The organism is Listeria sp. MAN/IMW/UF464 (assembly GCF_058683955.1).
On sequence record NZ_JBZWZP010000001.1, the window covers coordinates 339688 to 363720 of the forward strand.

Here is a 24033-nt window from a genome sequence, read left to right on the forward strand (position 1 = left end):
TCTAAAATTCCGCTAATTCTTTCATTGCATCAGCAACTTTATCTGGATTAATCATAAAGTGTTTTTCCATCGTTGGCGCAAATGGCATCGCTGGAGTATCTGGTCCTGCAAGTCGTGCAATCGGTGCATCTAGGTCAAATAGACAATGCTCAGAAATAATTGCAGCTACTTCACTAATGATACTTCCTTGTTTATTGTCTTCTGTTACAAGAAGTACTTTACCAGTTTTCTTTGTTGCTTCAATAATAGCTTCTTGGTCTAATGGATAAATTGTGCGCAAATCAAGAATGTGCGCTTCTACGCCTTCTGCAGCTAACCGTTCTGCTGCTTGTTGGGCGAATTGAACAGCAAGACCATAAGTAATGACCGTGATATCATCGCCTTCACGTACAACATTTGCTTCACCAATAGGAACAATATAATCCGTTTCAGGTACTTCACCTTTTAGTAAACGATAGGCACGTTTATGTTCAAAGAAAAGTACTGGATCGTTGTCGCGAATCGCTGCTTTTAAAAGTCCTTTTGCATCGTACGGGGAAGATGGTACGACAATTTTTAAACCAGGTTGTCCAAAAAACACTTTTTCGACTGATTGTGAATGATAAAGTGCTCCGTGTACCCCGCCGCCAAAAGGTGCGCGAATAACCATTGGGCAAGACCAATCGTTATTAGAACGGTAACGAATTCTGGAAGCTTCTGAAATAATTTGGTTCACAGCTGGCATAATAAAGTCAGCAAACTGCATTTCTGCTACTGGGCGGTATCCATACATCGCTGCTCCAATTCCAACTCCAGCAATCGCGGATTCAGCAAGTGGTGTATCAAGAACTCGGTCTTCACCGAACTCATCATATAAACCAGCAGTCGCTTTAAAAACGCCACCTTTTTTCCCTACATCTTCTCCTAAAATAAATACTTTATCATCGCGCTCCATTTCTTCTTTAAGCGCCATTGTTATTGCATCAATATATGAAATGACTGGCATTCAAATTCCCTCCTAATCAGCTATTCGCTTCTTCATCGTATACATAAAGTAGAGATGATTCTGGTTCAGCGTATGCTGCACTTTCCGCGTAATCGGTCGCTTCATTAACTTCTTTAGCAATACTTTTTTCGATTTCAACAATTTTTTCTTCTGTTAAATAACCTTCTTCAAGTAATTCTGTTTGGAAAATTTTCAGCGGATCTTTTCCTTTTGCTTCGTCGACTTCTTCTCTTGAACGATAACTGCTATCATCATCATCTGAGGAGTGTGGTGTGAAGCGGTAAGAAACTGTTTCGATTAATGTTGGTCCCTCGCCATTTCTTGCACGATCTGCCGCACGTTTAAAGGCAGCATATACTTCTCCCATATTCGAGCCATCTACGCGCTCACCAGGGATACCATAACCAAGTGCCCGGTCAGATAGTTTTTCTGCTGCATATTGTTTTGATGCAGGTACAGAAATCGCATATTGGTTATTATGAATAACGAAAACAACTGGCAACTTATGTACAGATGCAAAGTTGATTCCTTCATGGAAGTCTCCTTGGTTAGAAGATCCTTCACCTGTTGACGCATAAATTGCAATGTCATCTCCAGCCATTTTGGCAGCAAGACCAATACCGGCTGCATGTGGAAATTGAGTTGTTACAGGAGAACTTTGAGTAACAATGCGATTAGATTTTTGACCAAAGTGAGCTGGCATTTGACGTCCGCCCGAGTTTGGATCTTCCGCTTTAGCAAAGGCAGACAACATAATATCTTTTGCTGTCATTCCAAATGCTAATACGACTGCTAAATCACGGTAATACGGCAAGGCATAGTCCTTATCTAAATCAAAAGCAAATGCAGCGCCGATTTGTGCTGTTTCTTGTCCTTGTCCAGAAATGGTAAAAGGAATTTTCCCAGAACGGTTAAGCAACCACATACGCTCATCGAGTCTTCTTGCCATTAACATTGTTTCATACATTTTAATTAATTTATCTTCTGTTAAACCTGCTTCTTTTAAAGTCATTTTTGTTCCTCCTTTAAAGCTGTATTAACCATGAATTGCATTACCATCCACAGCAAGGGCAGCTTCTCTAAAACTTTCTGATAAAGTTGGGTGTGGGTGAATTGTGTTTCCCACTTCCCAAGGCGTTGCATTTAAAACTTGTGCTAAAGCGGCTTCGCTAATCATGTCCGTCACATGCGGTCCAATCATGCTAACACCAAGAATATCATCCGTCTTTTTATCTGCAATAATCTTAATAAAGCCATCAGATTCTCCGTAAACAAGTGCTTTTCCGATACCACGGAAGAAGAATTTGCCTTTTTTAACGTCATGACCACGTTCTTTTGCTTGTTCTTCTGTAATACCAACACTTGCGATTTCAGTAGAAGTATAAATACAGCGCGGAACTAAGTCATAATCGAGTTTTTCAGTTTCTTTACCAGCAATGTGATTGGCTGCAATTGTCCCTTCTTCCATTGCTACATGCGCAAGTTGAATTGTCGGAATACAGTCACCAATCGCGTAGATATGACTTTCTTTTGTTTGGTAAAAATCATTTACTTGGATAAAGCCATTTTCGGTCGCAATATCCGTGTTTTGTAATCCGATATTTTCTGTATTGGCAGAACGACCAACTGAAACAAGCATTTTATCTGCTGTGAAGGTCTGCTCTTCGCCTTTAATGACTGCTTTGATTTCCACACCGGAATCTGTTTTTTTATAACTAGCTGCTTGAACTTCAGCAGATGTATGCATTGTTAGTTTTTTCTTTTTGTAAAGTCTTGCTAATTCTTTTGCTACTTCTTTATCTTCTGTTGGCAAAATTCGGTCCGCATATTCTAGCACAGTAACTTCTACGCCAAAATCATGCATCATCGAAGCCCATTCCATTCCGATAACTCCACCACCAACGATAATAATCGATTTTGGTAAAGTTTCTAAATTAAGTGCACCGTCAGAAGATAATACATTTTCCTCATCAATTGTTAAACCATTTAATGTGCGAGGTTTTGAACCAGTTGCAATAATTAGGTTTTTAGGAATTAGCATTTCATTTTCTGAACCATCTTCAAATTCAACTGAAACTGTTCCGGCTGTTGGTGAAAAGATGGAAGGTCCTAAAATAGTTCCCGTTCCAGCAAATAAGTCGATTTTGCCTTGTTTAAATAATTGGTGAATCCCTTTTTCTAATTGGTCTACTATTTGTTGTTTCCTCTCTTGGGCTTGTAAAAAGTTTATTCCGGCAGTTCCTTCTACCGAAATTCCAAATTCGCTTGCTTTTTTAACCGTTTGCAATACTTCAGCTGAACGTAATAAAGCTTTTGTTGGAATACAACCTCGGTGAAGACATGTTCCACCAACTTTTCCTTTTTCAACCACGGCTACTTTTTGTCCGTTCTTTGCGGCTTGGATCGCTGCAACGTATCCGCCTGTTCCCCCACCAAGAATAACTACATCATATTCTGTTGCCACATTATCTCCTCCTTTAGTACACTTTTTCTTTTTCAATTCCAGCGAGAACACGTTGTACACCACTGTTTAGAGCTTCTAATTCATCTTCTCCAGGTTCTATAATTACTCTGGTTATCCAGTTTGTTTGCTCGATAATTTTACTTGTAAATAGTTCACTTCTAGCAAGTCCACCAGTTAAAATAATAGCATCAATTTTGCCATGTAAAACGACGGAACATGCGCCTATTTCTTTACTAACTTGGTAAGCCATCGCATCAAAAGCTTTGATGGCATCCTCGTCACCAGCTTGAACTTTATTTTCTACATCTAACATACTATTTGTTCCTAGATAAGAAATCATCCCGCCACGGCCGACGATTAGCTCGTGTAGTTCACGTTTCGTCCACTTCCCACTAAAACATGCTTCTAAAAAATCATTCATTGGGAGTGAACCAGATCGTTCAGGACTAAAAGGACCATCGCCATCTAGTGCATTATTTACATCCACTGCTTTCCCTTGTCTGTGTGCTGCAACGGAAATACCTCCACCAAGATGCGCGATAACAAAATTCATTTTCTCATATTCCGAACCTAGCTCTTTGGCAATTTTTCGCCCAGCCGCCTTATGGTTCAATGCGTGAAAAATACTTTTTCTAGCAATAAGTTCATTTCCAGAGAATCTAGCTACTGGTTGCATTTCGTCTACTACAACGGGATCAACGATAAAACTTGGTATTCCGAGCTTATCTGCTAATTTTTTAGCAAGCATAGCACCAAGGTTGGAAGCATGCTCACCGTACTTGTTGTTTTTTAAATCCGCTAGCATTTTTTCAGTAACCATATATGTACCGCCAGCAACTGGTCGAAGCAAACCACCTCGTCCAACTACTGCATCTAATTTATTTACATCATAACCAAACGCATCAATCACTCGTCGCAAAACTTGCCATCTAAAATCAAATTGTTCCTGTACATTGTTAAAGTCGGCGAATTCTTGCATTGTGTGTCTGACTGTTTCTTCAAAAAGTACTTTATCGCCATGATAAACGGCGAGTTTTGTAGAAGTGGAACCAGGATTTATTGTCAAAACATCATAAGACATTTGATTTCCTCCAAATTTAATTGTGAAAAATGCTGTAGGTTATCATTTTCCCAAGGACTATTGTAACACGTAGGGCGTAATCAAATAAAAGCCTTTGCATTCATATCATTAAAGTCCGTCTATTCACATTATTTCATTATTTTCCAACCATTCTAACAGTTAGGATAAATGAAGCTAATTTATTTTCTGGTGTATCATTTCTGGAAGATATAACAATCGGTACTTTTGCTCCGACAATAGCACTACCAACTCTAGCTCCCGCAAAGTATACGAGCGATTTATAAAGGGCATTTCCGGTTTCAATATTAGGGGCAATTAAAATATCCGCATCGCCCGCCGCATTATTTTTAATCCCTTTATGCTGTGCCGCTTCTTTTGAAATAGCTACATCAAGTGCAAGCGGACCAGCAATATCTACCTTGCCTTTGAAATGATTTGCTACTTCATTTGCTTCGACCGTGGAAGGCATTTTTTCGGTAACTTCTTCCACTGCGCTAAGTAAAGCCACTTTTGGATTTGTTATACCGATTTTCTGAGCAACATTCAGCGCATTTTCTGTAATTGCTATTTTTTCATTTGTTTTTGGAGCTACATTCATCGCACAATCTGTTAATAATAAAGGCTTGTGGTATGTTGGAATGTCAAAAATAGCAATTTGGCTTAATAATTGCCCTGTCCGCAACTCATTTTCCTTTTTTAAGACATGATGCATTAAAGTTGCTGTCGGAATAAATCCTTTGACCAATATATCTGCTTCTTTATTTTTCACAGCTAAAATCGCGCCTTGTGCTGCCTCTTCTGCTGTATTCGCTTGAATCCAAGTAACGCTGTCGTTTGCCGTTAAGCTTCGATCTTCTTTTTTTCCAAATAAAAGAAACTTGCCTAAACCTTGATCCAGCGCTAGACGGATGGTTTCTAAAACGACTTCATCATCTGCTCCAGCTACTGCAAAAACCAGCGAACTCGTTTCTGCCACTTCTTTGAAAAATCTTTTGCTTGTCATAAAAAATAACTCCTTTATCGCACAAAAAAGCCGCATTTCGAATTAGTAGTTGTTTTTATGACCAGGTAATAATTTCTACCTTATTCATTTTAAGCAAAAACTATTCGATATGCAAGCAATTTCGTTTTTTTAATAGGTTTGTTTTACTTTTTCAGCTTGTTGAATCATTTCTTTCGCGTGTTGTTTTGTTAGTTCAGTCACTTCTATCCCAGCAATCATACGGCTGATTTCTTCTACTTTTTGCTCGCCTTTTAAAATTGTGACGGAAGTAGTTGTCCGTTTATTTTGCACTTTTTTAGTGATGTAGTAATGGTGATTGGCCATTGCAGCTACTTGAGGCAAATGACTGATACAAAGAACTTGTGAACCAACAGAGACTGCATAAATTTTTTCAGCAATCGCTTGGCCGACACGTCCGCTTACACCCGTATCCACTTCATCAAAAATGATAGATGTAATGCCTTGATGTCTTGAAAAAATGGTTTTTAGCGCTAACATCATTCGTGATAACTCACCGCCAGAAGCGATTTTCGCAAGTGGTTTTAGCGGCTCACCTGGATTGGTCGACATATAGAAGACGACACTGTCTTGGCCTGATTCCGTTAATTCTGTTTTGTCAGACTCAAAGTGAACGCTGAAAATAGCTTTTTCCATATATAATTGATTTAATTCTTGTTTAATTTGTTTTTCTAACGTGGTTGCTGCTTTTTTGCGGATGTCAGTGAGTGTACTTGCTTGTTTTGTGAGTTCTGTTTTTAATGTGGCCATTTTAGTTTCTAAATGCCCAACGTGGGACTCACTATCCGTCAGTTTTTCCATTTCAGTACTAATTTCTTTTTCATACTGAATAATATCTTCAATGGTTTTACCGTATTTACGTTTCAGTTGATTTAAATCATTCAAGCGTGATTCAATTTGATTCAGTTCTTCTGGTTGGAATTCAAGCTGATCAAGCGATTGTCTAATTTGGCTCATACTGTCTTCAAGCATATAGTAACTGGATGATATTGCTTCACTAACTGCTTTATAATCAGTATGAATACTCGCAGCGGCTTCCATCTGGCGCATTGCTTCTCCAATAAATTCAAGTCCGCCCGGTTCTCCTTGGATAGCTGTATACGCTCCTTGCAAGTTTTCATTTAACTTTTCAAAATTGGCTAAAACATTTTTTTGTTCTAATAAACGATCTTCTTCTCCAGCTTGCAAATTTGCATTTTCGATTTCTTGTTGTTGAAAACGAAGCATATCGAGCCGCTGTGCAAGTTCTCGCTCATTTTTCGTCCAATTTTGCCATTCTCTCAAAATAGTTTGGTACTCTTTAAAATTAGTTTGATATTTCGTTAAAGCGGGTTTAATTTTATCAGCAGCAAACCTATCTAGTAGCGATAAATGAAATTCTTCATTCATTAATTCTTGGTGTTCATGTTGACTATGAATATCTATTAATTTAGAACCGATTTGACGTAGCAACACCGTAGTTACTAGTTTTCCGTTAATACGGCAACTATTTTTACCGGAGCGAAATAAGCTACGTTCCAAAACGACCATATCATCCGAAGCATCTATTCCATTTTCCAAAAGCGCATTGCGGCAGGCAAGATTATCTTCTGCTAGGGCAAATAAGCCTTGCAGTTCCAAACGTTCCTCACCGTGGCGAATAAAATCAGTCGATCCCCGTCCGCCAACAAGAAGACCAAGCGCATCAATAATAATTGATTTACCTGCGCCGGTCTCCCCAGTTAATACCGTCATCCCTTCTTGAAAAGTTAAAGAGAGTGATTCGATGATAGCAAAGTTTTTAATTGTCATTTCTTGAAGCAAAATCCTTCACCTCCAACAATTTTTAAAGCATATCTATAAAACGATCTGTTAATGTTTTTGCATTTTCTTCTGAGCGACAAATGATTAAACAAGTGTCATCTCCGCAAAGTGTTCCTGCTTTTTCTGGCCAGTCTAAGTTATCTATTAGCGCACCAACAGAGTTCCCATTCCCTGGCATTACTTTTAAAATAATCATAAATTGCACTGTATCGATACCAATAAAGCAATCAATTAAAGCGCGTTTTAATTTTTGATGGGGGTTAAAGCTATTATCGGCAGGGAGACTATATTTATAGCCACCAGTTTGTGTTGGAACTTTGACTAGATGAAGTTCTTTAATATCACGGGAAACGGTTGCTTGGGTTACTTTAACATCGCGTTCTAACAGAAGTTCTACTAAATCTTCTTGCGTGTCAATCTCATTAGATGTAATCAATTCTCGAATAATAATATGACGATGACCTTTATTCATTCCTTCTTCACCTCACGATAATTTTCTACTTACATCTTATCCGAAAAAACGCATAAAGTCACGGAATTAATGCAAAATTATGCAATAAAGTCTAGTTTAATACTCTATACATTGAAAATACATGCTTAAATGAGTATAAACAGCATAGTAAAAGCAAAAACCGGAAAACATCGCTGCTTTCCGGTATACATTATTTATCTAATTTAGTATGTGCTTTTTTAATAAGTCTTGTAATTGCAGCTGGCTCTAAATGATTTTCACCAGTTTCTTTGCCAGTCCATTTAAGATGCGCGATAAATTCAATGTTTCCTTCTCCACCAGTTATTGGTGAAAAATCAAGCCCCATCAAGTCATAACCATTATCAAGCGCAAATAGAGCAATGTTTTCAACAACAGCTTCATGTACAGCTGGGTCGCGAATTATTCCTTTTTTACCCACCTGTTCACGCCCTGCTTCAAATTGTGGTTTGATTAAAGTCATCACATCGCCGCCTTTTACGAGCACAGTTCTAAGTACAGGTAAAATAAGTTTGAGTGAAATAAAGGAAACATCAATCGTTGCGAATTCCGCTAAGCCTTCCGTAAAATCAGCTGGCGTCACATGGCGAAAGTTAGTCCGCTCCATGACTGTAACCCGTTCATCATTACGTAATTTCCATGCAAGTTGATTATAGCCAACATCAAGCGCATACGAATGTCGTGCCCCATTTTGCAAAGCACAGTCTGTAAAACCACCAGTAGAAGCTCCAATATCAAGCATTAGTTTATCTTTCACATCAAAATTAAATACTTGTAATGCTTTTTCTAATTTCAAGCCACCACGACTCACATAAGGCATTTGTTTTCCTTTGACTTGCAGTTCGCTATCTGCTGGGATTTTTTCTCCAGGTTTATCGACACGTTCTTCTTTACGGTAAACAATTCCAGCCATAATGGCACGCTTTGCTTTTTCTCTTGTTTCAAATAGTCCTTGTTCTACTAGCAGAATATCTGCGCGTTCTTTTTTTATTGTCATAGTTTCTTCGCCCTTAACTTACTCGCTTTGTGCGAGCATTTCGTTTATTTTTAATACAATACCAGCTGGAGATATACCATATGATTCAAGAATTAGCGGGACAGAACCGTGACCAATGAATTCATCTGGCAATCCAATTCGATGGATAGTAACATCCGTATAATTATTTTCTTCCATAAATTCTAACACACTTGCGCCAAATCCGCCTTTTAATAATGATTCTTCTACTGTTAAAATAGGGATTTTTTGCTTGAAAATTCGGTGTAATAAAGCTTCATCTAGCGGTTTAATAAAACGTGCATTAATGACACCCACACGCTGACCTTGCTCCTCTAATTGTTCAGCTGCTTTAAGTGCCTGTTCGAGTGTTGGTCCAAAAGTTAAAATGACAGCATCAACAGGCTGAATAATCGTTTCCCATTCGCCAATTGGTATAAGCTTATTAGATTCAGAAAGCTCTTTACCTGGTCCATTTCCACGTGGGTAACGAATTGCAAAAGGCCCATCATCATAAGCAAAAGCAGTGTCCATTAATTGTCTAGCTTCTTCTTCATCTTTCGGCATCGTGATAATCATATTTGGAATACTATTTAGAAAAGAAATATCAAAAATACCTTGATGTGTTTCACCGTCTGCTCCAACAAGGCCAGCACGATCAATCCCGATAACGACATTTAATTTTTGCCGACAAACATCGTGAACCAACTGGTCATAAGCTCTTTGTAGAAATGTCGAATAAATAGCTAGAAAAGGCTTCATTGCTTGCGTTGCTAAACCAGCCGCCATTGTTGTTGCATGTTGCTCTGCAATTCCAACATCAAAAAAACGTTCTGGAAAAGCTTTAGCAAATTTTTCTAATTTTGAACCTACAGGCATGGCAGGAGTTATGGCAACGATACGTTCATCATTCGCTGCTAGACGCATTAATTCATTACTAATAACAGAACTCCATGAGGCGACAGTCTTAGCAGGCTTAATAAAGCTCCCTGTTTCGACTTTATATGGCCCTGTACCATGCCAGGTGCCACGGGAGTCTAATTCGGCAGGTTGGTACCCCTTTCCCTTTTTCGTGATGATATGGAGGAGTACAGGCCCTTTAGTCCGCTTAGCTATTTCTAAGTTGGTAATAACATCTTCTAAATTATGCCCATCAATCGGTCCTAGATACATAAAACCTAATTCTTCAAAAAAAGTACCCTCTACAAGCAAATGTTTTATGCTATCTTTTGCTTTTTCAGCAGTATCAGCTAACTTTTCACCGGCAGTTGGAATTTTTCGCATTAATTTATCTATATTTGTTTTTGTTTGTTGAAATGTATTCGACGTTCTTAATTTTCCAAGGACATTGTGGAGTGCTCCTACATTAGGCGCAATGGACATATCATTATCATTTAAAATAACGATCATATCTTTTCCCATGTCTCCTATATGATTCAAGGCTTCAAATGCCATCCCCCCAGTGAGCGCCCCGTCACCAATTATCGGAATAACATAAAAGTCTTCTTTTTTTATATCTCTAGCAATAACCATACCGGCTGCAGCAGACAAGGAAGTCGAGCTGTGGCCAGTTTCAAATACATCATGAATAGATTCTTTTCGTTTTGGAAATCCGTCTAGTCCGCCGTGCTGACGTAATGTACCAAATTGACTCGCCCTTCCAGTTAGGATTTTGTGCACATAAGACTGGTGGCCCACATCCCAAATAAATTTATCATTTGGACTATTAAAAGTATAATGCAGCGCAATCGTTAGTTCTACCACACCAAGATTAGGACCAATATGCCCCCCTGATTTGGAAGTAGAAGTAATTAAAAAAGCGCGAATATCCGCCGCAAGTGCTTCTAATTCTTGTATATCCAATTGTTTCATAAAGGAAGGATCCTTTATTTTTAAAAGATCCAAATAAAAACAACTCACTTTCCAAAGAGTCCACGCATGAATACGTGCAAAGTCTTTTTTCTCGATTAATTGTTCTTATTATAGCAAATAATTCTAGTTATACCAAACAAGGAAAGATGATTTTAGGCAAATAAAAAAGCAAATCACCGAAATGATTTGCTTTTTCTTATTCAAAAAATAGAATTACGCTTTTTGAACGTTAGCTGCTTGAGGTCCGCGTTGGCCTTCTTCAACGTCGAAAGTTACTGCTTGACCTTCGTCTAAAGATTTGAATCCGTCGCCTTGGATAGCGCTGAAATGTACGAATACATCGTCACCGTTTTCGCGTTCGATAAAACCAAATCCTTTTTCTGCGTTAAACCATTTTACTGTACCTTGTTCCATGTTCATGTTCCTCCTCGTGTGTTATGCACACTAATTATTTACTATTCTTGCTTAACGGCACGAGATGGAAAGTTGTTCACAATCGTATCTTTCACCCACAAAAATAATCTTACATTAGTATAACACGGTATTTTAAGAAAAGCAAATCAATTTGAATTATATATGTGAAAAATTTTTGAAATTACTAGATAATTATGATTAATTTTCTCTAAGTGCGATTAAATCAGCAAGTTTAAGGAGAATTTCATCGTCGAAATCATGTCCTGAAAGCGCTGACTTTGCAATTGAAACATGCTCATTTAATGCCCGTTTAGCACCTTCGAGTGTGAGTAATCCGGGATAGGTACTTTTATTCAGAAAAGCGTCCACCCCTGTCTTTTTACCCATTTTTGTTTCATCGCCAATTACGTCTAAAATATCGTCGCTAATTTGAAAACCAATGCCGATATTTTCTGCAAAAATTCGTAATCGTTTTGTTTGTTCTGGAGTTGCTTCAGCGATTTTTGCGGCTGAGGTTACTGCGAAAATTAATAGTTCACCAGTTTTGCGAGCGTGGATTGATGCTAGTTCTTCTAATGTGACTTGTTTATTTTCAGCTTCCATATCGGCTTGTTGCCCACCTACCATGCCTTCTGCTCCACTGCTATAACTAATTTGATTAATTAAAGCAATACGCGTTTCGAAAGATAGATTTTCATCTTCAGCTAAAATAGAAAAAGCGAGTGTTAACAAAGCATCTCCTGCTAAAATGGCTGTTGCATCACCGTATATTTTATGGTTCGTCCATTTCCCGCGTCGATAGTCATCATCATCCATTGCTGGTAAATCATCGTGAATCAAGCTATACGTATGAATCATTTCAAGTGCCGTAGCTGTTTTTAAACCGCGCATTGGCTCAATATTTAAGGCTTGAAGTGTTGCAAAAACAAGCATTGGACGAATTCGTTTTCCGCCAGCTTGTACTGAATATAACATTGATTCTTTCAACTTAGGTTCGATATTGCGCATATTTATTTCTTTAAAAAGCGATTCATCAAGTACTTTTTTATAATGATCTAGAAAAAGCGTCAAATCTTGCAAATTTATTCACCATCCGCTTCAAAAGGAATTTCTTCTCCTGCTTCTGTGACTACTTTAGCCATTCTTTGCTCGGCTGATTGCAATTTATCTTGGCATAATTTTGTTAATTCGATTCCTTTTTGATACATATCAAGAGAATCTTCAAGTGAGGCACTACCGTTTTCGAGCGCTTCTACGATTGTTTCTAGTTCTGCGATTGCTTCTTCAAAAGTTTTCTTTTTAGTTGCCACTTGTATCTTCCTCCTTTGCGGTAATGTGTGCGTCTATGTGTCCACCTTGCATTTTTACTTGAATATTATCGCCAATTTCCAATTCTTGAACGGTTTTAACTAACTCTCCTGCTTTATACGTTACACCAAAACCACGTTTCAATAAAGCGAGCGGGCTTAAATGTTCTAAAGCCTCGACTTGTCTAATAAAAGCTTGTTGTTTATCTTTAAGTTGTTGTTTCATTGCTTTATCTAGCGCTTGCTTACGTAATATTATTTGCTCTTTTTGTAAGGCTATTTCTTTCTTAGGATGGTAATAGTGTAAACGATCATTTAGTCGGTTAAAAGTAGTTTGTTTTAGCAATACTTGCTTGGAAAAAGCATTTTTTAGTCGTTCAGCAAAATAATCTGTACGTTCCATTTGCTGTTCTAATTGATGTTTTGGCCCATTTAAGATTAAATGTTGTTTTAGTTGCTCAAGGGTTCTTTCTTTACGTTCTAACAACTGCCTTGTAACTGCTAATAAGCGATATTTACGTTCTGCAAGTCGTTCTTCTAGATCGCGATAATCTGGAACCGCTAGTTCGGCTGCCGCGGTTGGTGTCGCTGCTCGAACGTCTGCTGAAAAATCACTGAGCGCAAAGTCTGTTTCATGTCCTACCGCAGAGATTACAGGTACATCAGAATCATAAACTGCTCGAACAACTGGCTCTTCATTAAAAGCCCATAGTTCTTCGAGAGAGCCACCACCACGACCGATAATCATTACATCAATGTCATTTCGTTGATTGATTCGACCAATGTTTTCTACTATTCGCTGTGCTGCCTTATCTCCTTGAACAACTGTAGGGTACACGATTACTTCCACCGAGGGCATTCTACGATGAATCGTTGTTAAAATATCCCTTACAGCAGCACCTGTTTTAGATGTAACTACCGCAACTTTGGACGGGAAAGAAGGAAGCACTTTTTTATGCGCTTCCGCAAAAAGTCCTTCCTTTTCTAATTGTGATTTCAGCTGTTCTAATTGAATATACAGTGCACCGACGCCATCTGGTTCCATATGTTCAGCATAAAACTGATAACGCCCAGCTTTTGTGAAAACGCCAATTCGCCCCGTGATAAGTACATTCATACCATCTTCTGGAACAAAACCAATCTTTTGAACTGCTTTTTGAAACATGACAGAACGAAGCATAGCAAATTCATCTTTCACCGTAAAATACAGATGTCCACTCGCTGGTTGTTTTAAATTTGAAATTTCTCCGCGCACGAATACTTGTTTCATATACGGATCAACTTCAAATTTCTTTTCAATATATTTGGTTATTGCGGCTACCGTTAAATATTTATCTTGTTCCATCATTTCACATCCAATTAATCAATTCATCTTCCAAATGCGTTTTGCAGCTTTTAATGTATTAGCAAGAAGCATGGTAATTGTCATTGGCCCAACGCCTCCTGGAACTGGAGTGATGAATCCTGCTTGCTCTTTAACATCATCAAAATCTACATCGCCACATAATTTATTGTTTTCATCGCGGTCCATACCAACATCAATAACAATTGCGCCTGGCTTAATGTATTCTTTTTTAACAAATTTAGCTAATCCTGTTGCAACAACTAGAATATCGGCTTCTTTTGCCACTTGAGGTAAATCTTTTGTACGGCTATGAGCTATTGTTACTGTAGCATTTTCATTTAATAATAATTGTGCTACTGGCTTACCTACAATATTACTTCTGCCAATAACGACTGCTCGTTTGCCTTCTATTTGAGTGCCGGTTGATTTAATTAACTCAATGATTCCTGCAGGTGTGCACGGAACGAAAGAATCTTTACCAATGAATAAGTTACCTACATTCACTGGGTGGAAACCGTCAACGTCTTTGTCAAAACTAATAGCATCAATGACTTTTTCTTCTGAAATATGTTTTGGTAAAGGTAATTGTACCAATATACCATGAATTGTATTATCTTCATTTAACTCTTCTACTACTTTTAGTAATTTTTCTTCTGTTACTGTTTCAGGGAGTTCAATTAAAACAGATTTCATTCCTGCTTCTTCTGTTCGCTTTTGTTTATTTCTAACATATGTACGAGAGGCTTGGTTATCTCCTACGAGCACAACTGCAAGACCCGGTTTTTTACCTTGTTTTACTAATTCAGCTACTTCTGATGTTACTTTCTCTTGGATTTCTTTGGCTAACTTTTTGCCATCAATAATTTCTCCCATGAGTTTGGCCCCCTTAAAATACTTTCCACGCTATTATGCTTAAAAATCGCGAAATAAGGGAGTGCAAGGAAAACCTTGCACTCAATCAAGTTTATTTATCTTCAGGTGCAATATTAGCAAGTACGCCATTAATAAATTTACTTGATTTTTCATCACTGTAAATTTTCGCAATTTCTATGGACTCATTTAAACTAACTCGATTTGGTACGTCATCCAAGTACTTAATTTCGTAAACGCTTAGTCGTAGCAAAGAAAGATCTACTTTGTTCAAACGATCGATGCGCCAATTATCCAAGTTAGGCTCAATAATTGCATCGATTTCAGCTTTATTTGCCATAACTCCTTCAACTAATTGCTCCATATAATCGTCTTGTTCGTCTTCCATGATGTTTTTAATGGCTTGATCTAACGACATTTCGTTTAATTCGATTTGGAATAATGCTTGAAGTGCTTTCTCGCGCGCTTCTCTTCTTTTCATGTTAAGGCTGCTCCTTTTTTTCCTTGAATTTTAAAGCTCAAAATCATCGAAGGAAAGTGTTTCTGTTTTTTCAAATTGTACGCCAACGATATGCACGTTGATTTCAAGAACATTCAACCCTGTCATATTGAAAATAGTATCTCGGACAGCATCTTGAATATTTTGAGCAACAAGTGGAATAGTTGCACCGAATAGTACAGAACAATAAAGTTCGATTAGAATACCTTCTTCAGTTAGCTCTACCTTTACACCTTTACGGTAGTTAACGGCACCACTGAATTTTTCGCGCATTTCTGTAGCAAAACCACCTTGCATATACGCAACGTTTTCGATTTCGCTCGCAGCAAGACCAGCAATTACACCAATAACCTCAGGCGCAATTTCAATTTTACCAAGTGGTGCATCATTTTGTTTTCTTAAATCTTTTGTGTAAGCCATTTTTAGCCCTCCTTAGAAAGATTCATTACATCATTTTGCTCCAAGAATTTTGTATTAAAGTCTCCTGACAGGAATACATCGTTATCTAACACACGTAAATGGAATGGTATTGTGGAAGGAATGCCATCAATAGCAAACTCCGAAAGTGCCCGTTTCATTTTTTGAACAACTTCTTCACGTGTTTCTGCATAACAGATTACTTTTGCAATCATTGAATCATAAAATGGCGGGATTTTGTAGTTTGGATATGCTGCTGAGTCAATTCGAACGCCTAAGCCACCTGGTGGAAGATAAAATTTAATTTCTCCTGGTGCTGGCATAAAGTTTTTCTCAGGATTTTCAGCATTAATCCGACATTCCATCGCCCAACCGGTTAATTTAACATCGGCTTGTTTGATTTTCAGTTCTTCACCTGAAGCCACTAAAAATTGTTGTTTTACTAAATCAATACCAGTAACAAGCTCTGTTACAGGATGTTCTACTTGGATACGAGTATTCATTTCCATAAAATAAAAATTATTTTCGTGATGATCAAAAATAAATTCGATCGTTCCTGCACCCGAATAATTCACGGCTTTTGCAGCTTTGACAGCAGCTTTACCCATTTTTTGGCGTGTCTTTTCATCAATAGCTGGTGAAGGTGATTCTTCAATTAGCTTTTGTAAGCGACGTTGAATACTGCAATCACGTTCTCCTAAATGAATAACGTTACCATGATTATCGGCAAGCACTTGAATTTCTACATGGCGGAAATCTTGAATGTATTTTTCTAAATAAACGCCAGGATCTCCGAAAGCTGCTTCGGCTTCTTGTTGTGTAGTTTGAATACCAGAAATTAGTTTTTCTTCGTTTTCTGCTACACGAATACCTTTACCTCCACCACCAGCAGTTGCTTTGATGATTACAGGATAACCGATTTTTTTAGCGATTTTTTTGCCATCTTCTACATCAGCGACAATTCCTTGTGAACCAGGTACGATTGGTACGCCAGCTTTTCGCATTGTTTCGCGAGCCACATCTTTTGTCCCCATTTGTGAAATTGCAGAGGCACTTGGCCCAATAAAAGTGATGTTACAGTCTTCGCACAACTCAGCGAAGTCAGCATTTTCAGCCAAGAATCCGTAACCAGGATGAATAGCATCACAGTTTGTTAAAACAGCAAGACTAATAATATTAGACATATTTAAATAACTATCTTTTGTTGCCGCGGGACCTACACAATAAGCTTCATCCGCTAGCTGAATATGTAGCGCTTCTTTATCTGCTTCCGAATAAATCGCCACTGTCTCCACTCCAAGTTCTTTTGCAGCGCGAATGATACGGACAGCGATTTCTCCACGGTTCGCTACCAGTACTTTTTTAATCATGTTTTTCGACCCCTTATTTTTTTCTAACTTTGAATAGTGGTTGTCCAAATTCGACTAATTCGCCACTTGAAACAAGAATTTCTGCAATTTCTCCGTCAATGTCAGCAGTAATTTCATTGAATAATTTCATTGCTTCTACAATACATACAACAGATTGTGCGGAAACTTTAGAACCAACACTAACGAAATTCGCATCCTCTGGTGAAGCAGATGCATAAAAAGTACCAACCATAGGAGAGGTGATAACTTCTAACCCTGCATCAGACGTAGTTGTTTCCGCTTGAGGTGCCGCCGCTTGTTCAGTTGCTTGTGCTTGAACTGGCGCTGGTGTTACAGCAACAGGTACTTCTACTTGAGGCGCAGAAACCACTGTTTTATTCTTCTTAAGCAAAATCTTACTATCCTTTGTTTCTAACTCAAATTCATCTAGAGTTGACTCGTCAATCAGCTCAATTAGCTGTTTAATTTCATCTATTGATAACATTCCATTTACACTCCTTAATAATACTAAAAATAAAAAATTGCATGAATCACGCATTGTCCTTATTGTACCATACTTTTTATTCAAAAGGTGTACAGGAAGCGCTAGCAAATAGAAAAAACAGCTGAAGAATTAACTCCAGCTGTAATGAACTCTTCTTTCTTACGCCCGAGAAACATATGCCGCTTCGGTTGTATTAATTACTAGTTTGTCTCCTTCATTAACGAAAAATGGCACTTGGACAACAAGGCCAGTTTCAAGAGTGGCTGGTTTAGAACCACCTGAAGAAGTATCACCTTTAATTCCAGGATCAGTTGCAGTAACAACTAATTCTACTGTGTTAGGTAAATCAATACCGATTGTTTCGCCTTGATACATGATAATATTAATTTCCATATTTTCTTTTAAGAATTTAAGCTCATGAGCAATTTGGTCTTCTGGAAGCTCAATTTGTTCATAAGACTCATTATCCATGAATACATGATTTGTACCATCAGCGTATAAGTAAGCCATTTTACGATTATCAATTTGCGCTTTTGCAACTTTTTCGCCACCACGGAATGTTTTTTCTTGGATTGCACCTGTACGAAGATTACGTAATTTGGAACGAACAAATGCTGCTCCTTTTCCGGGTTTTACATGTTGGAAATCTAGCACACGCCAAATACCATTATCTACTTCTATTGTTAACCCTGTTTTAAAGTCATTTACTGAAATCATGTTTTTCCTCCTGTAATTTGCAAAGTATCTTTATTTGGAGCATATTAAAACTGCTCATTCTTCCTTATTTAACCATAAAACACACAAAGTTACAAAGGAATTTTATAAAATAATTAATTCTTTTGGTGAATGAATTAAAATCTCATTACCAGTTTCTGTAATTAAAAGATCATCTTCAATTCTAACCCCGCCAATTCCTGGCAAATAAATTCCTGGTTCATCTGTAACAACGTGACCAACTTCTAATTTTTGAGGGCTTTTGAATGATAAATTAGGTCCTTCGTGAATTTCTAATCCAATCCCGTGACCTAATGAATGTCCAAATGCATCGCCATAACCAAAGGAAGCAATATAATCACGTGCAATGGCATCTGCTTCAATTCCAGTCATACCTGGTTTTAAGCTATCAATTACTTTTAATTGCGCATCTAAAGTAATTTGATAAATTTCTTTTAATTTTTCAGCAGGTTCACCGACAGCAATTGTTCTTGTCATATCAGAGCAGTAACCGTCATAGTAACAACCGTAATCCATCGTTACAAAGTCGCCAACCTCAATTTTTTTATCAGAAGCAACACCATGCGGAAGTGCAGAGCGAACACCCGAAGCAACAATTGTATCAAACGAAGATGATGTAGCTCCAGCACGTCTCATAAAGAATTCTAGTTCATTGGATACTTCAATTTCTGCCATTCCTGGTTTAATGAACTTAATAATATGCGCAAATGCAGCATCCGCAATGTCACATGCCGTCCGAATAGCTTTCAATTCGCTCGCTGTTTTTACTTTACGCATTTCTTCAAAAAATCCAGTAAGAGGAATTAATTGACGATTAAACACGCGTTCCATTTGTTTAAATTCTGATACCGTTACATAATCCGCTTCGAAATGTAGCGTTTTTGTATCATTTTTAATTAGCAAATCTTCTACTGTATCAAAAATCGGTCCTTCATGTTTAACAATTTCGTATCCCTCAGCTTGTTTAGCCGCTTGTTCTGTATATCTGAAATCTGTTACAAAATATGCTTTTTCAGGCAAAATGAGTGCTACACCACTAGTTCCAGTGAAACCTGAGACATACCTTCTATTAAATTCACTTGTAACAAGAACCGCTTCTATCTTTTCCTTGCCAAGTGTTTCTTGAATTTTAGTTAATTTAGACATTTTTATTCCCCCACTTTTATTAAATTTTAAGCCTGCAAAAATCGCATTATTAAACGCGTTCGAAACTATTTTATCACAATTTAGAAAAAATAACTTTTTTTAGACGTTTTGCGCTATACGAAAAACAGTTTTTAGCGTAAAATAACATATTAGTAAACATGAATAGGCTGGTGAAAAGTTTGAGTAAACAAAACGTGCCATCATATGGTGGACAGGCTGTTGTAGAAGGCGTCATGTTTGGCGGCAGAAAACAAACAGTTACAGCTGTTAGACGTATAGATGGTTCATTAGAATATTTTTATTTAGAAAAACATAGCCCAGTTTGGGTCATGCGTATGAAGAAAATTCCTTTTTTAAGAGGTATTGTTGCTTTAATTGAATCTAGTGCTATCGGTTCCAAACACCTCGCTTTTGCGACAGACCGATATGATGAGGATCCAAATAACCCTGTTGAAGAAGAAAAAATCGAGAAGAAAGAATCGAAAATTGCGATGTGGTTAGGTGTTGCGGTAATCGGTATCTTATCTTTCGTTTTTGCTAAATTTGTGATGACGTTAATCCCGGTCTTTTTAGCAGAGTTATTTCGCCCTATCGTTCCAGGCGACACAGCACAAGTGTTTTTAGAGAGTTTTTTCAAATTGATTCTGCTATTAACTTATATTTTTGCAGTTTCTCAAACTCCAATTATTAAACGAGTTTTTCAATATCATGGATCTGAGCATAAAGTCATTAACTGTTACGAAGAAAATCTACCTTTAACAGTGGAAAATGTTCAAAAGCAGTCACGACTTCATTACCGCTGTGGTAGTAGTTTTATTTTATTTACAGTTATTGTAGGTATGTTTATTTATTTGCTAGTTCCAACTGACCCACTTTGGCTTCGGGTTGTCGACCGGATTTTACTTATTCCTGTTGTACTAGGTGTAGCATTTGAAGTTTTACAATTAACTAATAAATGCCGAAATATCCCAGTGCTTAAATATTTAGGTGTTCCTGGACTGTGGCTCCAACTTCTTACAACTAAAGAGCCGTCCGATGATCAAGTAGAAGTTGCCATTGCGTCATTCAACGAACTTTTACGTATTGAGAAAGAAGGCGCTCCAGTTGATGCGGCTGAACCTGAGAATCTGGAACTTTTAGAATAGGAGTTGATTCATAGTGAAGAAATATCCTCTTATTGTTATTATTTTACTCGCACTGGTTGGTATTGGGCTTTTAATGGGGGGGTTTAAATCATTTTTCATATTACTAATTTCGGTTTTAATTGGAACACTTATTTTCACCCTACTTCTAAGACTTTTTACTAATAGAAAAACAGATACAAACTACCAAAAAGCAGTGAAACAATCAAAGAATTTACATGAACCAAAGAAAAAAACGAAGAAAAAACGAAAATCTTCTTTTAAAGTGATTGATGGCGGCAAAAAATAAGTTATAATAGAAAAGGATGCTTTAAAAAAAGCAGTTTTCAGGATGAAAGGGGTTTACACAATTGATTAGTTGGATTATAGCAATTATCATTCTGGTTATTCTTTTAGGATACGAAATTTACCAGTTTGTAATGCGACGTAAAGCACTAAAAGTTTTAACAGAAGAAGAATTTAAAAAAGGTTATCGTAAAGCACAGTTAATTGATGTTCGCGAGCCAAATGAATTCGATGCTGGACATATTCTCGGAGCTAGAAATATCCCAGTTACACAAATGAAAAATCGGACAACAGAGATTCGTCAAGATTTACCAGTTTACTTATACTGCCAAACAGCACAACGCAGTAACCGCGCAGCTATTATGCTGTATAAACGTGGTTATAAAGATGTTTATCAGCTTAAAGGCGGCTATCGTAAATGGACAGGTAAAACAAAATCTAAATAAGAAAAAGCCTTGCCGTGAGATCCATGGCAAGGCTTCTTTTTTATACTTCTTTTTGATAACGTAACACTGGTTTTCTGGCAGCTCTTGTTTCGTCCAGTCGTTTCACATATGTGCTATGCGGCGCTTCTTGAACGATTTCAGGATTTTCTTCCGCTTCTTTAGCAATTTTCAGCATTGTATCAATAAAGGAATCCAGTGTTTCCTTCGATTCTGTTTCAGTCGGTTCAATCATAATTGCTTCACCAACAATTAATGGGAAGTAGACAGTTGGTGGGTGGAAATTATGATCTAGTAAGCGTTTTGCAATATCAACTGTGCGGACGCCAAGTTTCTTCTGTCTATTACCACTTAAAACAAATTCATGTTTGCAAACTTGGTCAAATGGCAAATCATAAGCGTCTTGTAATTTGCGCATCATATAATTGGCATTTAAAACAGCGTATTCTGTCACTAATTTCAAACCATCAGGCCCCATAGTGCGAATATAAGTATAAGCGCGCACATTAATACCAAAGTTACCATAATACGGTTTCACTCGCCCAATAGAATCAGGATAATTATAATCAAATGTGTAAACATCTTCCTTTTTCGTAAGGACTGGGGTTGGCAAGAATGGAATCAATTCTTTTTTAACACCAATTGGCCCCGAACCAGGTCCACCGCCGCCGTGAGGACCAGTGAATGTTTTGTGCAAGTTTAAATGTACTACGTCAAAGCCCATATCTCCTGGTCTAACTTTTGCCATGATTGCATTTAAGTTGGCTCCATCATAATATAGTTTTCCTCCAGCTGCATGGACAATTTCTGCCATTTCAACAATATCTTTTTCAAAAAGACCTAATGTATTTGGATTTGTAAGCATTAGTGCAGCTGTATCTTCACCTACTACTTTTTTCAAATCAGCAACATCGACAAGCCCTTTTTCATTGGATTTAACTGTAACGACATCAAAGCCAGCAACTGCCGCAGAAGCCGGATTAGTACCGTGCGCAGAGTCCGGAATGATTACTTTCGTACGTTTTGTATCACCATTTTTTTCATGGAAAGCACGAATTAACATTAAGCCAGTCCACTCACCGTGCGCCCCAGCAGCTGGTTGTAACGTTACTTCATCCATTCCAGTAATTTCAACTAAACTTGTTTGTAAATCATAAAGCAGCTCTAACGCACCTTGGACAGAACTTTCTGGTTGGTTAGGATGAATATTGGCAAACCCAGGGAATCTAGCTACTTTTTCATTAATTTTCGGATTATATTTCATCGTACAAGACCCAAGCGGATAAAAACCAGAATCTACACCAAAATTATGGTTGGACAAATTGGTATAATGACGCATAATTTCCAGTTCACTGAGTTCAGGTAAATCTGCTGGTGTGGAACGAAGATATGCTTCATCAAAATAGTCACCTGCATTTGTTTCGGGAACATCACTTTCTGGCAAACTAAAACCAATTCTTCCTGGAATAGAGCGTTCAAAGACTAATGGCATTGTTTCTTCTAAATTCATTTTACACCCTCCAAGCTTGCCACAAAGGCATCAATTTCTTCTTTTGTACGCATCTCTGTGACAGCTACAAGCATATGTTGTTCGTATTTAGCATCATAAAAACCGAGGTCATAACCACCAATAATGCCTTCATCTAGAAGCGATTCATTTACTTCTTTAATTGGTTTAGAAAGCTTAACAACAAATTCATTGAAAAAACCATCAGAAAATAATACTTCAAAGCCATTTTCGCGGAATTTTTGTTTAGCATAATGAGATTTATCAAGATTTTGTTTCGCCATCTCTACTAGCCCAGTTTTTCCAAGTGTCGCCATAGCAACTGAAGAAGCTAATGCATTTAAAGCTTGGTTTGAACAAATATTGGAAGTAGCTTTATCGCGGCGAATATGTTGTTCGCGCGCTTGCAATGTTAGAACGTAACCACGTTTTCCATTTTCATCTACCGTTTCCCCGACTAAACGTCCAGGAACTTTACGCATTAATTTATTTGTTACCGCAAAGAAACCACAGTGCGGTCCACCAAATGATTCTGGAATACCAAACACTTGAGAGTCACCAACAACAATATCCGCGCCAAATTCTCCTGGTGGCGTTAGTAAGCCAAGAGATAGCGGGTTACTTGAAACAAGAAGTAAAGAATTATTTTCATGAACCAATTTTTCTAATTCTGCTAAAGGTTCTACTTGGCCATAAAAGTTCGGATATTGTACAACAAACCCTGCAATATCATCGGAAAGAGCTTTTTTTAGAACATCTATATCCGTTTTGCCATCCACTTCAGGAATAACTTCAACTTCAATATGTTGACCTGTAGCGTAGGTTTTTAGGACATTAATGCTTTCTGGATGAACCGCCCCTGAAATAAGGATTTTTTTGCGTTTAGTATGTCCGCTTGCTAACATCGCTGCTTCGGCAAGAGCTGTTCCACCATCATACATGGAGGAATTCGCTAAATCCATTCCAGTTAATTCTGCAATCATCGTTTGGAATTCAAAAATCGCTTGTAGCTCCCCTTGCGAAATCTCTGGCTGATAAGGCGTATAAGCTGTATAGAATTCTGAACGAGAAATAACGTGATCTACCACAGTTGGAATATAGTGACTATATACACCAGCTCCTAAAAAGGATGCATATTCTGAAGTATTAGCATTTTTAGAAGCAAGTTTAGATAATTCTCGTAACAACGCCGGTTCTGATTTTGCCGGTTTTAAATCATAATCCCGCTTAAATCTAATTTTTTCTGGAATATCTTGAAATAAGTCATCAATCGACTTAACCCCTATCACTTCAAGCATTTCCTTCTCATCTTGTTCCGTCATTGGTAAATAACGATGTTTTGCCATATTATTTCCTCCT

General features: G+C 37.7%; 24 protein-coding genes and 1 pseudogene. 3 read left to right on the forward strand and 22 right to left on the reverse strand.

The window, feature by feature from the left end:
* Position 1 precedes the first annotated feature (1 nt).
* From AC4PG0_RS01690 to AC4PG0_RS01785, 20 genes and pseudogenes are all read right to left on the reverse strand, one after another.
* Positions 2 to 985 (reverse strand): alpha-ketoacid dehydrogenase subunit beta, encoded by a 984-nt coding sequence (locus AC4PG0_RS01690; RefSeq protein WP_003729885.1) that lies wholly within the window; start codon positions 983 to 985, stop codon positions 2 to 4.
* Positions 986 to 1001: 16 nt separating this feature from the next.
* A complete protein-coding gene (locus tag AC4PG0_RS01695) occupies positions 1002 to 1997 on the reverse strand; it encodes a thiamine pyrophosphate-dependent dehydrogenase E1 component subunit alpha (RefSeq protein WP_492167501.1) in 996 nt (331 codons plus the stop codon).
* Between the two features lie 24 nt (positions 1998 to 2021).
* Positions 2022 to 3449, reverse strand: coding sequence for a dihydrolipoyl dehydrogenase (gene lpdA, locus AC4PG0_RS01700; RefSeq protein ID WP_033533055.1), 1428 nt, complete (start codon positions 3447 to 3449; stop codon positions 2022 to 2024).
* Between the two features lie 13 nt (positions 3450 to 3462).
* Entirely contained in the window at positions 3463 to 4530 is a 1068-nt protein-coding gene (gene buk, locus AC4PG0_RS01705) for a butyrate kinase (protein ID WP_033533056.1), read from the reverse strand.
* 136 nt (positions 4531 to 4666) lie between these two features.
* Positions 4667 to 5533, reverse strand: coding sequence for a phosphate acyltransferase (locus tag AC4PG0_RS01710; protein WP_194318358.1), 867 nt, complete (start codon positions 5531 to 5533; stop codon positions 4667 to 4669).
* Between the two features lie 129 nt (positions 5534 to 5662).
* Positions 5663 to 7354, reverse strand: coding sequence for a DNA repair protein RecN (gene recN, locus AC4PG0_RS01715; RefSeq protein ID WP_003766795.1), 1692 nt, complete (start codon positions 7352 to 7354; stop codon positions 5663 to 5665).
* A 22-nt stretch (positions 7355 to 7376) separates the two neighbouring features.
* Positions 7377 to 7826, reverse strand: a complete 450-nt coding sequence (ahrC, locus tag AC4PG0_RS01720) for a transcriptional regulator AhrC/ArgR (protein WP_003766793.1) — start codon at positions 7824 to 7826, stop codon at positions 7377 to 7379.
* 190 nt (positions 7827 to 8016) lie between these two features.
* Entirely contained in the window at positions 8017 to 8841 is an 825-nt protein-coding gene (locus AC4PG0_RS01725; protein WP_492167500.1) for a TlyA family RNA methyltransferase, read from the reverse strand.
* A pseudogene (gene dxs / locus AC4PG0_RS01730) lies at positions 8838 to 10758 on the reverse strand (1-deoxy-D-xylulose-5-phosphate synthase). The gene AC4PG0_RS01725 and the pseudogene dxs overlap by 4 nt, the downstream one beginning before the upstream one ends.
* Positions 10759 to 10923: 165 nt before the next feature.
* Positions 10924 to 11124 (reverse strand): cold-shock protein, encoded by a 201-nt coding sequence (locus tag AC4PG0_RS01735; RefSeq protein ID WP_003719639.1) that lies wholly within the window; start codon positions 11122 to 11124, stop codon positions 10924 to 10926.
* Positions 11125 to 11322: 198 nt separating this feature from the next.
* Positions 11323 to 12204, reverse strand: coding sequence for a polyprenyl synthetase family protein (locus AC4PG0_RS01740; RefSeq protein WP_003771729.1), 882 nt, complete (start codon positions 12202 to 12204; stop codon positions 11323 to 11325).
* 2 nt (positions 12205 to 12206) lie between these two features.
* On the reverse strand, positions 12207 to 12434 hold the full coding sequence (locus tag AC4PG0_RS01745; protein ID WP_003762111.1) for an exodeoxyribonuclease VII small subunit: 228 nt from the start codon (positions 12432 to 12434) through the stop codon (positions 12207 to 12209).
* Positions 12424 to 13776 (reverse strand): exodeoxyribonuclease VII large subunit, encoded by a 1353-nt coding sequence (gene xseA / locus AC4PG0_RS01750; RefSeq protein WP_045553023.1) that lies wholly within the window; start codon positions 13774 to 13776, stop codon positions 12424 to 12426. Before xseA ends, AC4PG0_RS01745 begins: the two co-directional genes overlap by 11 nt.
* A gap of 18 nt (positions 13777 to 13794) precedes the next feature.
* Positions 13795 to 14649, reverse strand: a complete 855-nt coding sequence (gene folD, locus AC4PG0_RS01755; RefSeq protein WP_003771725.1) for a bifunctional methylenetetrahydrofolate dehydrogenase/methenyltetrahydrofolate cyclohydrolase FolD — start codon at positions 14647 to 14649, stop codon at positions 13795 to 13797.
* Positions 14650 to 14740: 91 nt separating this feature from the next.
* Positions 14741 to 15127 carry a transcription antitermination factor NusB gene (gene nusB / locus AC4PG0_RS01760; RefSeq protein WP_003762105.1) on the reverse strand — a complete coding sequence of 129 codons (387 nt, stop codon included), beginning with the start codon at positions 15125 to 15127 and terminating at the stop codon, positions 14741 to 14743.
* Between the two features lie 30 nt (positions 15128 to 15157).
* On the reverse strand, positions 15158 to 15565 hold the full coding sequence (locus tag AC4PG0_RS01765) for an Asp23/Gls24 family envelope stress response protein (protein ID WP_003722485.1): 408 nt from the start codon (positions 15563 to 15565) through the stop codon (positions 15158 to 15160).
* Positions 15566 to 15567: 2 nt separating this feature from the next.
* Positions 15568 to 16932, reverse strand: coding sequence for an acetyl-CoA carboxylase biotin carboxylase subunit (gene accC, locus AC4PG0_RS01770; protein WP_003762104.1), 1365 nt, complete (start codon positions 16930 to 16932; stop codon positions 15568 to 15570).
* 13 nt (positions 16933 to 16945) lie between these two features.
* On the reverse strand, positions 16946 to 17416 hold the full coding sequence (gene accB / locus AC4PG0_RS01775; protein ID WP_003762103.1) for an acetyl-CoA carboxylase biotin carboxyl carrier protein: 471 nt from the start codon (positions 17414 to 17416) through the stop codon (positions 16946 to 16948).
* Between the two features lie 159 nt (positions 17417 to 17575).
* Entirely contained in the window at positions 17576 to 18133 is a 558-nt protein-coding gene (gene efp / locus AC4PG0_RS01780) for an elongation factor P (RefSeq protein WP_003722482.1), read from the reverse strand.
* A gap of 102 nt (positions 18134 to 18235) precedes the next feature.
* Positions 18236 to 19297 (reverse strand): M24 family metallopeptidase, encoded by a 1062-nt coding sequence (locus tag AC4PG0_RS01785; protein WP_003766779.1) that lies wholly within the window; start codon positions 19295 to 19297, stop codon positions 18236 to 18238.
* Between the two features lie 179 nt (positions 19298 to 19476).
* Here AC4PG0_RS01785 and AC4PG0_RS01790 point away from each other — a divergent pair, with 179 nt between their 5' ends.
* From AC4PG0_RS01790 to AC4PG0_RS01800, 3 genes are all read left to right on the forward strand, one after another.
* Positions 19477 to 20442, forward strand: coding sequence for a DUF1385 domain-containing protein (locus AC4PG0_RS01790; RefSeq protein WP_003762101.1), 966 nt, complete (start codon positions 19477 to 19479; stop codon positions 20440 to 20442).
* 13 nt (positions 20443 to 20455) lie between these two features.
* Positions 20456 to 20728: a hypothetical protein gene (locus AC4PG0_RS01795; protein WP_045553020.1), complete on the forward strand. Its 273-nt coding sequence runs from the start codon at positions 20456 to 20458 to the stop codon at positions 20726 to 20728.
* 61 nt (positions 20729 to 20789) lie between these two features.
* Positions 20790 to 21170: a rhodanese-like domain-containing protein gene (locus tag AC4PG0_RS01800; RefSeq protein WP_003762099.1), complete on the forward strand. Its 381-nt coding sequence runs from the start codon at positions 20790 to 20792 to the stop codon at positions 21168 to 21170.
* Between the two features lie 40 nt (positions 21171 to 21210).
* Here the strand turns inward: AC4PG0_RS01800 and gcvPB are convergent, their stop codons facing one another.
* Positions 21211 to 22677: an aminomethyl-transferring glycine dehydrogenase subunit GcvPB gene (gcvPB, locus tag AC4PG0_RS01805; protein ID WP_003762097.1), complete on the reverse strand. Its 1467-nt coding sequence runs from the start codon at positions 22675 to 22677 to the stop codon at positions 21211 to 21213.
* Positions 22674 to 24020, reverse strand: a complete 1347-nt coding sequence (gene gcvPA, locus AC4PG0_RS01810; protein ID WP_003766769.1) for an aminomethyl-transferring glycine dehydrogenase subunit GcvPA — start codon at positions 24018 to 24020, stop codon at positions 22674 to 22676. The genes gcvPB and gcvPA overlap by 4 nt, the downstream gene beginning before the upstream one ends.
* Positions 24021 to 24033 lie beyond the last annotated feature (13 nt).